10 protein-coding genes and 1 pseudogene are annotated in these 14,134 nt (G+C 55.0%); 7 read left to right on the plus strand and 4 right to left on the minus strand.

The window, feature by feature from the left end:
* Positions 1-21: 21 nt before the first annotated feature.
* From bglF to mdtQ, 3 genes and pseudogenes are all read left to right on the plus strand, one after another.
* A pseudogene (bglF, locus tag ACS603_RS19815) lies at positions 22-1,993 on the plus strand (PTS beta-glucoside transporter subunit IIABC).
* 12 nt (positions 1,994-2,005) lie between these two features.
* Positions 2,006-3,400, plus strand: a complete 1,395-nt coding sequence (locus ACS603_RS19820) for a glycoside hydrolase family 1 protein (RefSeq protein WP_182061748.1) — start codon at positions 2,006-2,008, stop codon at positions 3,398-3,400.
* Between the two features lie 201 nt (positions 3,401-3,601).
* Positions 3,602-5,020, plus strand: coding sequence for a multidrug resistance outer membrane protein MdtQ (mdtQ, locus tag ACS603_RS19825; protein ID WP_474944757.1), 1,419 nt, complete (start codon positions 3,602-3,604; stop codon positions 5,018-5,020).
* 22 nt (positions 5,021-5,042) lie between these two features.
* Here the strand turns inward: mdtQ and ACS603_RS19830 are convergent, their stop codons facing one another.
* Positions 5,043-5,609 carry a DedA family protein gene (locus ACS603_RS19830; RefSeq protein ID WP_315686179.1) on the minus strand — a complete coding sequence of 189 codons (567 nt, stop codon included), beginning with the start codon at positions 5,607-5,609 and terminating at the stop codon, positions 5,043-5,045.
* Between the two features lie 174 nt (positions 5,610-5,783).
* Between ACS603_RS19830 and ACS603_RS19835 the strand changes: the two genes are divergently transcribed.
* Together ACS603_RS19835 and pbpG are read left to right on the plus strand one after the other, a co-directional pair.
* Positions 5,784-6,371, plus strand: a complete 588-nt coding sequence (locus ACS603_RS19835) for a Yip1 family protein (RefSeq protein WP_315686177.1) — start codon at positions 5,784-5,786, stop codon at positions 6,369-6,371.
* A gap of 167 nt (positions 6,372-6,538) precedes the next feature.
* Positions 6,539-7,459 (plus strand): D-alanyl-D-alanine endopeptidase, encoded by a 921-nt coding sequence (pbpG, locus tag ACS603_RS19840; RefSeq protein WP_182061744.1) that lies wholly within the window; start codon positions 6,539-6,541, stop codon positions 7,457-7,459.
* A gap of 90 nt (positions 7,460-7,549) precedes the next feature.
* Here the strand turns inward: pbpG and ACS603_RS19845 are convergent, their stop codons facing one another.
* On the minus strand, positions 7,550-8,104 hold the full coding sequence (locus ACS603_RS19845) for a GNAT family N-acetyltransferase (protein WP_182061740.1): 555 nt from the start codon (positions 8,102-8,104) through the stop codon (positions 7,550-7,552).
* A 112-nt stretch (positions 8,105-8,216) separates the two neighbouring features.
* Positions 8,217-9,965: a D-lactate dehydrogenase gene (dld, locus tag ACS603_RS19850; RefSeq protein WP_474944758.1), complete on the minus strand. Its 1,749-nt coding sequence runs from the start codon at positions 9,963-9,965 to the stop codon at positions 8,217-8,219.
* Between the two features lie 189 nt (positions 9,966-10,154).
* Here dld and bglX point away from each other — a divergent pair, with 189 nt between their 5' ends.
* Positions 10,155-12,452, plus strand: a complete 2,298-nt coding sequence (gene bglX / locus ACS603_RS19855) for a beta-glucosidase BglX (RefSeq protein WP_315686174.1) — start codon at positions 10,155-10,157, stop codon at positions 12,450-12,452.
* Positions 12,453-12,545: 93 nt separating this feature from the next.
* Here the strand turns inward: bglX and ACS603_RS19860 are convergent, their stop codons facing one another.
* A complete protein-coding gene (locus ACS603_RS19860) occupies positions 12,546-12,794 on the minus strand; it encodes a hypothetical protein (protein WP_315686173.1) in 249 nt (82 codons plus the stop codon).
* Between ACS603_RS19860 and ACS603_RS19865 the strand changes: the two genes are divergently transcribed.
* Entirely contained in the window at positions 12,793-14,118 is a 1,326-nt protein-coding gene (locus tag ACS603_RS19865; RefSeq protein WP_474944759.1) for a glycoside hydrolase family 28 protein, read from the plus strand. The genes ACS603_RS19860 and ACS603_RS19865 overlap by 2 nt on opposite strands.
* The last annotated feature ends 16 nt before the right edge of the window (positions 14,119-14,134 follow it).

Here is a 14,134-nt window from a genome sequence, read left to right on the forward strand (position 1 = left end):
CAAAATCTGGATTGTTACTGCATAACGCAGGCAAAACCTGAGCGCGGCCTTCGAAAGGAGGACGTTCTCGGGTTTTTTTATTTTTATACTCAGTCAACAGGTGCCTGCGGGCATCGGATGTAAGGAAATCGAGATGGAATACCAGGCTTTAGCGAAGGATATTCTCGGCCACGTTGGCGGTAAAGAGAACATCGTCAGTCTTGTCCATTGCGCCACCCGACTGCGCTTCAAACTGAAAGACAATCAAAAAGCGAACGCCGAAGGGCTGAAGAAAAATCCGGGCGTGATTATGGTTGTCGAAAGCGGCGGCCAGTTTCAGGTGGTGATTGGTAACCATGTGAACAGCGTCTGGAAGGCGGTACGAAGCGAAGCAGGGCTGACGGATGATACGCCCGTCGTGGAAGAGAAGGGTGAAAAAGGCAATCTGCTGGGGCGTCTGATTGACATCGTCTCCGGGATTTTCACTCCGTTTATCGGCATCCTGGCGGCTTCAGGGATCCTGAAAGGACTGCTGGCCCTGGCGGTGGTGTGCGGCTGGCTCACCACCGACAGCGGGACTTATAAAATCTGGTTTGCGGCCAGTGACGCGCTGTTCTTCTTCTTCCCGCTGGTGCTGGGCTACACCGCAGGGAAGAAGTTTGGCGGCAACCCATTTATCACCATGGTGATTGGTGGCGCACTGACACACCCACTGATGATCTCGGCGTTTACCGCCAGCCAGCAGCCGGGTGCGGTGGCTGATGCATTCCTCGGTATTCCGGTGACCTGGTTCAACTACAGTTCGTCGGTGATCCCGATTATCCTCGCGGCCTGGGTGAGCTGCTGGCTGGAAAAACAGAGCACGAAGCTTCTGCCGCCGTCGATGAAAAACTTCTTCGCGCCGCTGATCTGCTTAGGCATTACCGTGCCTCTGACCTTCCTGGTGATTGGCCCGCTGGCGACCTTGCTGAGTCAGATGCTGGCAAACGGCTACCAGTGGATTTACGTGCTGGCGCCGTGGCTGGCGGGCGCGGCAATGGGTGCGCTGTGGCAGGTCTGCGTGATTTTCGGTCTGCACTGGGGGCTGGTGCCGCTGATGATCAACAACCTGGCCGTGCTTGGCCACGATTCCATGCTACCGATGCTGTTGCCTGCGGTGTTCGGGCAAGTGGGGGCGGCGCTCGGTATCTTCCTGCGTACCCGTGATGCTCGCCAGAAAATGCTGGCGGGGTCGTCTGTCACGGCGGGGATTTTCGGGATTACCGAACCGGCGGTGTATGGCGTTAACCTGCCGCTGCGCCGCCCGTTTATCTTTGGCTGTGTGGCGGGGGCGATCGGTGGGGCGATTGTCGGCTTTAGCGATACCCATGTCTATTCGTTCGGCTTTGCCAACATCTTTACCATCGCGCAGATGATCCCGCCAGGCGGCGTGGATGCAACTCTGTGGGGCGGTATTATCGGTACAGTCGTGGCGCTGGTGCTGAGCTGCGGCCTGACGCTGGTGGCGGGGATGCCACGGCGTACCACGCAAGAAACGGCAGTACCGGCGAGCGTAGGCGAAAACGAAGTCTTGTCGCCGATGACCGGTACCGTGCTGGCGCTGGACCAGGTGCCGGACGCCACCTTTGCCAGCGGCCTGCTGGGCAGCGGTGCGGCCATCATTCCCGCGGATAACAAGGTAATTGCGCCGTTTGCCGGCGAGGTGGCCTCGCTGTTCCAGACCAAACATGCCATCGGCCTGCTCAGTGAAAGTGGCATTGAAGTGTTGATCCATGTGGGGATCGACACCGTGAAACTCGACGGCAAGCCATTTACCGCCCACGTGAAGGTGGGAGACAAAGTACAGCCGGGCGACCTGCTGCTGGAGTTTGATCGTCAGGCCATTCTTGATGCCGGATACGATCTGGCGACCCCGATTATTATCAGTAACAGCGACGAGTACCGCGAAGTGGTGACCGTGGCGGCGACGTCCGTCAATGCCGGAACCCCGTTACTCAGCGTAAGCCATCAATAACAGGAGAACGTGATGAAAACTTTCCCGGATGATTTTTTATGGGGCGGCGCGGTTGCCGCGAATCAGGTAGAAGGCGCTTACCTGACCGATGGCAAAGGGTTGTCCACCTCTGACGTCCAGCCGCAGGGGGTGTTTGGCCCGGTGGTGGAGCGCGTGGCGGGTGACAACGGCATTAAAGATGTGGCGATCGATTTCTATCATCGCTACCCGGAAGACATTGCCCTGTTTGCCGAGATGGGCTTTAGCTGCCTGCGTGTCTCTATTGCCTGGACGCGTATCTTCCCGAATGGGGATGAACAACAGCCAAACGAAGCGGGCCTGGCGTTTTACGACAAGCTGTTCGACGAACTGGCCGCGCACAACATCACGCCGCTGGTCACCCTGTCGCACTATGAAATGCCGTGGGGACTGGTGAAGCAGTATGGCGGCTGGGGCAGCCGTCAGGTGATTGGTTTCTTCGAACGCTACGCCCGTACCGTGTTTGCGCGTTACAAAGAGAAAGTCAAACTGTGGCTGACCTTCAACGAGATCAACATGTCGCTGCACGCGCCAATGACCGGTGTTGGCCTGCCGGAAACCAGCAGTAAAGGCGAGGTGTATCAGGCTATTCACCACCAGCTGGTGGCCAGCGCGCTGGCGGTAAAAGCCTGCCATGACATTATTCCTGACGCCAGAATTGGCAACATGCTGCTGGGCGGCCTGATGTATCCGCTGACCTGTAAACCAGAAGATGTGCTGGAAGCACTTCAGGAAAACCGCGCCTGGCAGTTCTTCGGCGACGTACAGTGCCGTGGCGCTTATCCGGGCTACATGCTGCGTTTCTTCCGTGATAATGGCATCCAACTGGAGATTACCGATGCGGATCGCGATGCGCTGAAATCGACCATCGATTTTATCTCGTTCAGCTATTACATGACCGGCTGTGTGACCACCGATGAAGAGCTGAACCAGCAGGCGCGCGGCAATATCCTGAGCATGGTGCCAAACCCGCACCTCGCAAGCTCTGAGTGGGGCTGGCAGATTGACCCGGTTGGCCTGCGCACCCTGCTGAACGTGCTGTGGGATCGCTATCAGAAACCGCTGTTTATTGTGGAAAACGGTCTGGGTGCGAAAGACAAACCGGATGCTGAAGGCGTGGTGCAGGACGACTACCGTATCAGCTATCTCAACGATCACCTGGTCCAGGTGCGTGAGGCGATTGACGACGGCGTTGAGGTGATGGGCTATACCAGCTGGGGGCCAATCGACCTGGTAAGCGCCTCTAAAGCGGAACTGTCTAAACGCTACGGCTTTATTTATGTCGACCGTGACGATAGCGGAAAAGGGACGCTGGCGCGCAGCCGTAAGAAAAGTTTCCACTGGTATAAAGAAGTGATTGCCACAAAAGGCGCGTCACTGAAAGTGTAAAACACTGGTTATTAACCCGGCAGATTTTATTTCTGTCGGGTTAATAATTAGTTTGGATATTAAATATATTTAATTAATTTGTCCGCTGAATATTTTTCTAAACGTGAATTTGTATAACAAATTACGGATTGCCACGGTTTCCTAAAAAAAAGAAGTTTTACAGGGGTAATTTGCGCCTTTATTTTTTGAGTGAATGGCGTAATGAAATCGTCTCTTTTTATATCTCTGAGTGCTCCTCTTTTATTCATTCTTACTGCCTGCGCACCGCAACATTCCACGGTAGCCCCCATCGGAACACAAGCGGTAAACGCGACGGTGGCAACACAACTTAGCCATACCGACTGGCCGAAAAGTGAATGGTGGACAGCCTATGGCGATCCGCAGCTTAATGCGCTGATTACGAAGGCCCTGAATGATGCGCCAGATATGCAAATCGCCCGGCAGCGCATTACGCTTGCGGAAGCGCAGGCTAAAGCCACCATGGCCGCCGACGGCCCGCAGATCGATTTATCCGCAGATGTCGAACGGCAAAAAATGTCCGCCGAAGGGTTAATGGGGCCCTTCGCGATAACCGATCCGGCCGCAGGCACTACCGGGCCGTGGTATACCAACGGCACCTTTGGCGTGACGGCGGGCTGGGACCTGGATCTGTGGGGTAAAAACCGCGATCTCGTTGAGGCGCGTATCGGTAAGGTTAACGCCCAGAAAGCCGAGCTGGAACAGACCCGGCAACTGCTGGCCAGCAGCGTGGCAAGGCTTTACTGGGAGTGGCAGACCGAGTCGGCGATCAACAGCGTGTTAAGCGACATCAGGCAGGAACAAAATTCGATTATCTCGGCGGATAAAGAGCTTTATCAGCACGGGATCACCTCATCCATCGAAGGGGTGGAGACGGATATCAACGCCAGCAAAACCGATGAACGCATTGCCGAAGTGAGCGGTAAGATGAAGGTTATTGAAGCGAGACTACAGGCGCTGACTAACTCGTCGTCGATAAAGCTGGCGCGTCATGATTTACCTGCGGTTGAGGCCTCGTTACCCTCAACGCTGGGTTATGAGTTGCTGGCACGTCGCCCGGATCTTCAGGAAGCACACTGGTACATTGAAGCGTCCATGAGCAATGTTGATGCCGCCAAAGCGGCCTTCTACCCGGACTTCAACCTGATGGCGTTCCTGCAACAGGATGCCCTGCACCTGAGCGACCTGTTCCGCCATTCTGCACAGCAGATGGGCGTCACCGCCGGGTTTACGCTGCCCATCTTCGATAGCGGCCGGCTTAATGCCGGGCTGGATATTGCCCAGGCGCAAACCAACCTGAGCATTGCCGATTACAACAAAGCGGTTGTGGATGCGGTCAATCAGGTAGCGCGAACCGCCAGTGAAGTTGAAACGCTGGCCCACAAAAATCAACAGCAGCAGAAAGTGGAACACGATGCCGCGCGGGTGGTGAACCTTGCACAGGCCCGCTTTAGCGCCGGGTTGATTGCCGGTTCACGCGTCAGCGAGGCCAAAATCCCCGCATTACAGGAACACATTGCCGGGCTGACCCTGAAAGGGCAGTACCTTGACGCATCGCTCCAGCTGACCTCCGCGCTGGGTGGGGGCTATCACCACGGGTAACAGCAACGGCGGGAGCGCATTTTCACTCCCGCTTATTTTCCCGACGTTTGAGCCAAATCCGTACGGCAATCACCGCCCCAACCACCAGAATCAACCATGCCCAGTGTTTAACGTGCTGATCAAGATTGTGCAGCCATGGACCAATGACCTCACCGCCGAGATAACCCAGCGTGGTAAAGATCAACGCCCACCCAATGGCGCCAAGGATATTTAACGGCAGGAAAATTTTAGGCGGCAGGCGGCTGGCGCCAATCAGGATCGGCCCGATAATACGAAAGCCGTACATAAAGCGCGTGCCAATCACAAACAGGTACGGATGACGCTGGATGAGTCGCTGGGCACGGCGGATTTTCTTACGGTGTTTTGAAAAACGTTGCAGCAGGGCAGGGCCGTAGCGCAGCCCCAGAAAATAGAGCAGCTGATCGCCAATCATGCCGCCCAGTGCCACGGCGGCCACCACCAACGGGAAACGTAATAATCCCTGATGCGCGATCACACCGCCAAGCAGCGTGATGGTTTCGCCTTCAGCCACGCTGCCTATCACCAGCGCTGCGTAGCCGTACTGTTCAATCAGACCATTGATATCCATAAAGTCAGCGTAGTCTCCCTGCCAGTGCCTGCATTAATCATATACCCCATGAATCAATATTGGTGCAATGAATGCAGATTGCACCAGGCGGCATTTTTAGCGTTGTACATAAAATAATCTGAAGCCTGCATTATACTTGAAGTATCGCTGACGGGCCGACAACAAGGGGGCGCTATGAACCATGTCTGGGGACTCTTTTCCCATCCCGACCGTGAAATGCACGTGATAAGAGGCGAGAACGAAACGATTGCGCATCACTACACGCATCACGTGCTGCTGATGGCGGCAGTGCCGGTGATCTGCGCATTTATCGGCACCACGCAAATTGGCTGGAACTTCGGTGATGGCACCGTTGTGAAGCTTAACTGGTTTACCGGGCTTTATCTCGCCGTCCTGTTCTACGGCATTATGCTGGCAGGGGTGGCCGTCATGGGGCGTGTCATTCACTGGATGGCACGTAACTATCCGCAACGCCCGTCGCTGGCACACTGTATGGTATTTGCCGGATATGTCGCGACCCCGCTGTTCTTAAGCGGTATTGTTGCGCTCTATCCACTGGTCTGGCTGTGCGCGCTGATCGGTACTGTTGCTCTCTTTTACACAGGTTATCTGCTGTATCTGGGGGTTCCAACCTTCCTCAATATCAACAAAGAAGAGGGGCTTAGCTTCTCCAGTTCAACACTCGCAATTGGTGTGCTGGTGCTGGAAGCCTTACTTGCCCTGACAGTTATTCTTTGGGGTTATGGATATCGTCTCTTTTAAGTTCACTGCATTGCTGGCGTAAATGCCAGCAATGCAGCATCTGTTCATGATTCTTCGCTGGCGACAAAGCACGGTGACCGCTATGATGCCGAAGCCAGCCTGTGCTTATCCTTCAACACAGGCGGTGTACGTCATTACGTGCGTGAATAATTATCAGAAGTCTCACCATGCTGAAATTCCGAGTTTCTTTACTTAGCCTTGCGCTGATCCTGGGCGCATCTGTTGCTGTGCCAGCGTTAGCCAAAACGCCCGCAGTGACCACCGCTGCACAGCCGGAAATTGCCTCCGGCAGCGCGATGATTGTTGATCTGAACACCAACCAGGTGATCTACGCCAGCCACCCGGATCTGGTGCGCCCGATCGCGTCAATCACCAAATTAATGACCGCGATGGTGGTGCTTGATGCACGACTGCCGCTGGATGAAAAACTGAAGGTAGACATTAGCCAGACGCCAGAAATGAAAGGGATTTACTCTCGCGTGCGTCTGAACAGCGAAATCAGCCGTAAGAATATGCTGTTGCTGGCGCTGATGTCCTCTGAAAACCGCGCGGCGGCGAGCCTGGCTCACCATTATCCGGGCGGTTATGACGCGTTTATTCGCGCAATGAATGCAAAAGCCAAATCGCTCGGCATGACTAACACCCATTATGTTGAGCCTACCGGGCTGTCGATTCGCAACGTCTCTACCGCACGCGATTTGACGAAGCTGCTGATTGCCAGCAAACAGTATCCGCTGATTGGCCAGCTCAGCACCACGCGTGAAGAGATGGCAACCTTTGCCAACCCTGCGTATACGCTGCCGTTCCGCAATACTAACCATCTGGTGTATCGCGAAAACTGGAATATCCAGTTAACCAAAACGGGCTTTACCAATGCGGCGGGTCACTGTCTGGTGATGCGTACCGTATTTAACGGTAAACCGGTGGCGCTGGTGGTGATGGATGCGTTTGGCAAATATACCCACTTCGCGGATGCAAGCCGCCTGCGTACCTGGATTGAAACCGGGAAAGTACAGCCAGTGCCGGCTGCGGCACTGAGTTACAAAAAGCAGAAAGCTGAACAGATGGCAACTGCGCAAAACGACTGAGTCGTTTGTCTGTGCCGGGTGGCGGCTTCGCCTTACCCGGCCTACAAAACCGTAGGTCCGGTAAGCGTAGCGCCACCGGGCAACAGCGGCTTATTCCGGCAGCGTCCAGTCACCATCGTTCAGTGAGCGCTGCATAATAATCGTATCGCGCCAGTCACCTTTTTTATAACCCACACTGCGCAACTGCCCGACCACCTCGAAGCCATGTTTTTTATGCAATCGCAACGAGCCGGGGTTGTTATTTCCGTCGCCGACAACGGCGATCATTTGCCGCCACTGCCCCTCTTCACAACGCGCAATCAGAGCGTCCATCAGCGCCGTGCCAAAACCGCGACCTGTGGTGCTGGCATCCACATAGATAGATTCTTCAAGGGTATATCGGTAGGCCTGACGTGGGCGATAAGGGGTAGCATAGCAATAGCCCACCACAATGCCGCGATACAGCGCTACCAGCCACGGCAGACCGCTGTCAGCAACACTTTTCATTCGCTGGCGCATTTCGTCAATCGCAGGGGGGACTTCCTCGAACGACGCGCGTCCGTGAAGCACATGCCAGGCATAGATAGCCGAGATAGCGTGCACATCGTCGGGTAGTGCATCGCGCACTTCAACTTCGGTTTCGGATAAAATTTCGACGGCCGACATGGTGTGCTGGCTCCTCGTCATAAAAAGCCGGAGAAACGTTTCTCCGGCGTCGGTGATTTACTCTAGTACGATTGAGGAACGCTTAACAATCTCTTAAAAATGGCTGTACACATTAATCAATGTGTTGTGTATCAGGATCCACGGTTTCAGCCCGCTCTTTCCAGTGTTTATGCCGTGTAGTTTTACCAATGCCGGGGTTCATACTGTTAGTTGGGTCGTTCTCGCGATAAAAACGCTTTAACGTTTCCGGTGCTTTATACAGATGCCCGACGTTATGTTCGGCAGGATATTGCGCGCCACGCTCATGTAACAGGGCGAGCATTTGCTCTTTCAGCTCATGCGCGTCCACCCCTTTTTTGACAATGTAATCCTGATGGAAGACATAACACATAAAGTGGCCGTAATAGAGCTTATGTACCAGCTTGCTATCAATTTCCGGCGGCAGATGCTCATACCATTGGGTGTCGTTACGGCGCAGGGCAATATCCAGCGCCAGAATATCTTCCACCTCTTCAGCGTGAACGGCCTGATAACGAATCGCTGCGCCCGCTGCGGCAAAACGGTGCAGGAAGGCTTTGCTGCCTTCTTCTGGCGTACAGGCAAAGAAATCACCCTCGGCGGTTTTGAAGAATTCCGTCAGCCAGGTTTGCGCCTCTTCGATGCCATCCCCGGCCATTTTCAGCAACAGGTGGTGCTCGTATTTATCGCGCCAGGTCTTCATCCGCTCCGGTAAATGTGCCGGGAAGACGTTGCCCAGTTTCTGCATAAAACGGTCGGTGAAGTGGGGCTTGAACAGCGACACTTTATCGAGCATCGCGTCGGTGCGGCCCTTCATGGTGAAGAAGAATGGCATTTTGTCGGTGCCGAGTTTGTCGATCATCAGGAAGGTGTCCTTCCCGTAACGCTCGGCGATGTCGTAAATATCCCGGTGCATATACTCGCCCGCCACTGGCAGGTGGGTGAATTCCCCCAGAATATGACGACGGATCTCGGTCAACACGTCCGGCTGATTGGTGCCGATATAAAACACCTGCTGTTTTTTCTCTGCCGGGAAGGTGTCCAGACGCACCGCAAATACCGCCAGTTTGCCTGCGCAGCCGGAAGACTCAAACAGCCTGTCCGGGTCGGCGTTGTAGCGCGCTGGTGTATCGGCGTCGATATCTCGCACGCGTGTTACGTAGTCATGATCGTGGGCGTGGCGGCCATCATGCTGAACGTCGGTGTCTTTTACACGGTCATCATCGAGCTTGCTGAGGATCTGTTCCGGGGTCACACCCAAATCAATCCCCAGATGGTTAACCAGCGTCAGCTTGCCGTTTTCATCAATACGGGCATATAGCGACATTTCGGTATAGGCAGGGCCGCGCTGCACCAGTGAGCCGCCGGAGTTATTACAGATGCCGCCAATAACCGAGGCGCCAATACAGGAGGAACCAATCACCGAATGCGGTTCGCGTCCCAGCGGCTTCAGGGCTTTTTCCAGTGAATAAAGCGTGGTGCCCGGGAAGGCGAGGACCTGTTCGCCTTTGTCCAGCAGGTGCAGTTTGTCCAGGCGCAGGGTGCTGATTATTACGATGTCGCGATCGTAATCGTTGCCGTTTGGCGTCGAGCCTTCGGTCAGGCCGGTGTTGGCAGCCTGCATCAGTATAATCTTGTCGGCATCGACGCAGACGCTTAGCACACGCCACAGTTCCAGCAGCGTGCCGGGGAACACCACCGCCAGCGCATCGCCCTGTCCGGAACGAAAGCCCTTGCGGTAGCGGGCCGTTTTGGCCGGGTCGGTGAGCAGGTGAGAGTGACCAACCAGGCGCGACAGTTCGTTAATAAAAGTATTGTTATCGTAGGTTCGAACAGAAGACATCTTCCACTCCTTGTGGTGGGGCAAATTTCTCGCTGTAAAGCATAGCGCGATAAACTGTTAAGTGGTCGAGTATTCATGAGAAAAATCAGAGAATAACCCTGCAAGGTTCAGAGGGTTTGTGGCAAACTGCGCTTTTCGCACGGTTTGGCCGAGATCTTCCGGCGGTTATTGATGAGAGAGTAAAACAACATGAAATGGCTTTGTTCTGTAGGGGTCGCCGTCAGTCTGGCGTTACAACCTGCACTGGCAGATGATTTGTTTGGCAATCACCCGCTAACGCCGGAAGCTCGTGATGCATTTGTCACTGAATTGCTCAAGAAGATGACGGTCGATGAAAAAATCGGTCAGCTTCGTCTTATCAGCGTTGGCCCGGATAACCCGAAAGAGGCCATCCGCGAAATGATTAAGGATAGCCAGGTCGGGGCGATTTTTAACACCGTCACCCGCCAGGATATCCGTAAAATGCAGGATCAGGCGATGGAACTCAGCCGCCTGAAAATCCCACTGTTCTTCGCCTATGACGTGCTGCACGGCCAGCGTACCGTCTTCCCGATTAGCCTGGGCTTAGCCTCCTCATTTAACCTCGATGCGGTCAAAACCGTCGGGCGCATTTCTGCTTATGAAGCGGCGGATGACGGCCTGAACATGACCTGGGCACCGATGGTGGATGTCTCGCGCGATCCGCGCTGGGGGCGTGCTTCCGAAGGTTTTGGTGAAGATACTTATCTGACCTCGACGATGGGCAAAACCATGGTCGAAGCGATGCAGGGCAAAAGCCCGGCGGATCGCTATTCGGTCATGACCAGCGTCAAGCATTTCGCGGCTTACGGCGCAGTTGAAGGCGGGAAAGAGTACAACACCGTCGACATGAGCTCGCAGCGCCTGTTCAACGACTACATGCCGCCGTACAAAGCGGGCCTGGATGCAGGCAGCGGCGCGGTGATGGTGGCGCTGAACTCGCTCAACGGCACGCCTGCTACCTCGGACGCCTGGCTGCTGAAAGACGTGCTGCGTGACCAGTGGGGCTTTAAGGGCATCACGGTGTCTGACCACGGCGCGATTAAAGAGCTTATCAAGCACGGTACGGCGTCTGACCCTGAAGATGCGGTGCGTGTGGCGCTCAAGTCTGGCATTAACATGAGTATGAGCGACGAGTACTACAGCAAATACCTGCCGGGGCTGGTGAAGAGCGGCAAAGTGACGATGGCAGAGCTGGACGATGCCACCCGCCACGTGCTGAACGTGAAATATGACATGGGGCTGTTTAACGACCCGTACAGCCACCTGGGGCCAAAAGAGTCAGACCCTGTTGATACCAACGCTGAAAGCCGCCTGCACCGCAAAGACGCGCGTGACGTGGCACGCGAAAGCCTGGTGCTGCTGAAAAACCGTCTGGAAACGCTGCCGCTGAAAAAATCCGGCACTATCGCCGTGGTTGGCCCGCTGGCCGACAGCAAGCGTGATGTGATGGGAAGCTGGTCGGCAGCTGGTGTAGCCGATCAGTCCGTGACCGTTCTGACCGGCATTAAAAACGCCATCGGTGACAACGGTAAAGTGGTGTACGCCAAAGGGGCGAACGTCACCAACGATAAAGATATCGTCACCTTCCTTAATCAGTATGAAGAGGCGGTGAAAGTTGATCCTCGCTCGCCGAAAGAGATGATTGACGAAGCCGTGGCCGCTGCGAAGCAATCCGATGTGGTGGTTGCCGTTGTTGGGGAAGCGCAGGGTATGGCGCATGAAGCGTCCAGCCGCACTGACATCACCATTCCGCAAAGCCAGCGTGACCTGATTGCTGCGCTGAAAGCCACTGGCAAACCGCTGGTGCTGGTGCTGATGAACGGCCGTCCGCTGGCGCTGGTGAAAGAAGATCAGCAGGCTGACGCCATCCTGGAAACCTGGTTTGCCGGTACCGAAGGCGGTAACGCCATTGCCGATGTGCTGTTTGGCGATTACAACCCGTCAGGCAAGCTGCCGATGTCCTTCCCGCGCTCGGTTGGGCAGATCCCGGTTTATTACAGCCACCTGAACACCGGTCGTCCGTATAACGCTGACAAGCCGAACAAGTACACCTCGCGCTACTTCGACGAAGCTAATGGCCCGCTGTATCCGTTTGGTTATGGCCTGAGCTACACCACCTTCAAGGTTTCTGACGTGAAAATGTCTGCGCCAACACTGAAGCGTGACGGCAAAGTGACCGCCAGTGTAGAGGTGACCAACACCGGCAAACGTGAAGGGGCAACGGTTATCCAGATGTACGTTCAGGACGTCACTGCATCAATGAGTCGTCCAGTGAAACAGCTGCGCGGCTTTGATAAGGTGAGCCTGAAACCGGGTGAAACCAAAACCGTCAGCTTCCCGATCGATGTGGATGCACTGAAGTTCTGGAACCAGCAGATGAAATACGATGCTGAGCCGGGCAAATTCAATGTGTTTATCGGGGTGGATTCAGCTCGCGTGAATAAAGGCGAGTTCGAATTGCAGTGATTTTCCCGCCGCTCTCTCCTTTGGGGAGAGCGGACTGACAACCCCCGATCTGTTCTCATTCCTCCTGTTCCGTGACCCACAACGCAACTTTTCTTACTCCTCACTACAAAAATCCCCAAAACCCGCTTTTTTCCCCTCTCTGCGCCCCTGAAATGTGAGGTTTTTCACACTTCTTTTTTGCGCCCCGGGCGAAAACGTGAACAACATCAAAAGTGTCGGCAATGCCATCAGACAGGCGTGATGACCTTCACTCTTCGTATAAATTCCCGCTGATTGCGCCACGAGCGTGCGCTGAAATCCCCGTTTAATGCCTGTTAAATCAATACTGACAGGTAACGACATGAAACTCACATTAGAAAACGTCGAACTGGACCGTACCGGGGCTTCGCTCGTGACGGCGACCCTACAGGGCTTAATCGACGAGCTGGCGATATCCGGGGGTGGCACGCTGGTGGTCACGCCAGGCATCTATCTGACCGGAACCCTGGTATTGTCCTCACATATCACGCTGCATCTGGAAGCTGGTGCCCGGCTGCTTGCCAGCCATCGCGAAGAGGATTACCAGGCGGCAGTGACGCAAAGCATGGCAGAGCTTTCGCACATGGCGCTGATATACGCCCGTGATGCCCGCGGCGTGACGCTAAGCGGAGCGGGCTGTATTGACGGGAACGCCACTGCCTGGTTTGAGCCGCAGGCAGATGCGCAGGGGTATCGCCAGCCGAAAACCCAACGTCCTCGTCTGGTGGTGTTCGAAAGTTGCGAGCAGGTGCGTATCAGTAATATCACCCTGTATGACTCACCCATGTGGACCGCCCATCTGGTGAGCTGCAACCACGTCTTTATCCGTAATCTCACCATCGATAACGACCTGACGCTCTCCAACACCGACGCGCTGGATATCGACAGCTGCCAGCATGTACACATCAGTGACAGCTATTTCAGCGCCGCTGATGATGGCATCTGCCTGAAAACAACCGCCAAAGCGCCTGAACTCCAGCAGCCAATTTATAACGTCACGGTGAATAACTGCATTATTCGCTCTAAAAGTTGCGCCATTAAAGTCGGGACTGAAACCCACGCGGACATCCGCAATATTGCCGTCAACAACTGTGTGATTTTTGAATCCAATCGCGGCATCGGCCTGGTGTCACGCGATGGCGGCGCGTTCAGCCAGATGGTCTTTAGCAATATCCTGTTTGATTGCCGTCATGGTGATCCCTGTCACTGGGGGAAAGCCGATCCGGTCTTTGTCTCCCTGCGTTACCGCGCGCCGGATATCCGTCCTGGCAACATCAGTCAAATCACCTTCTCCGGCCTGAATGGCGTGGGCGAGGGCGCCATCAATCTTCACAGTGAAATACCCGATGCCATTTCCGGTATCACCTTCAGCGGAGTGACCTTCAACCAGATTTGTGGGCCGTCAGACGAACAGGGCTGCTACGACGTGCGCCCGCCGTGTAACCCGGAACGGCCAACCGGAATGGGGCTGGACAACGCCTATAAGGTGAACCCCGATACCGGGCGCGCCCACGGTGTAGAGCGTTATCCGCAAGGGCTACCTGCGATTTTCGCCAGCGGTGTCAGTCGGCTGCAATTAAGTGATTTACACATAACGCGTCCTTCACCGCTGCCTGAGGGTTGGGATGTTGAGGAAATCCGGGTTTAACACGGTAAATTCAGGG

The sequence above is a fragment of the Enterobacter sp. Li2LvB3 genome, assembly GCF_056156645.1.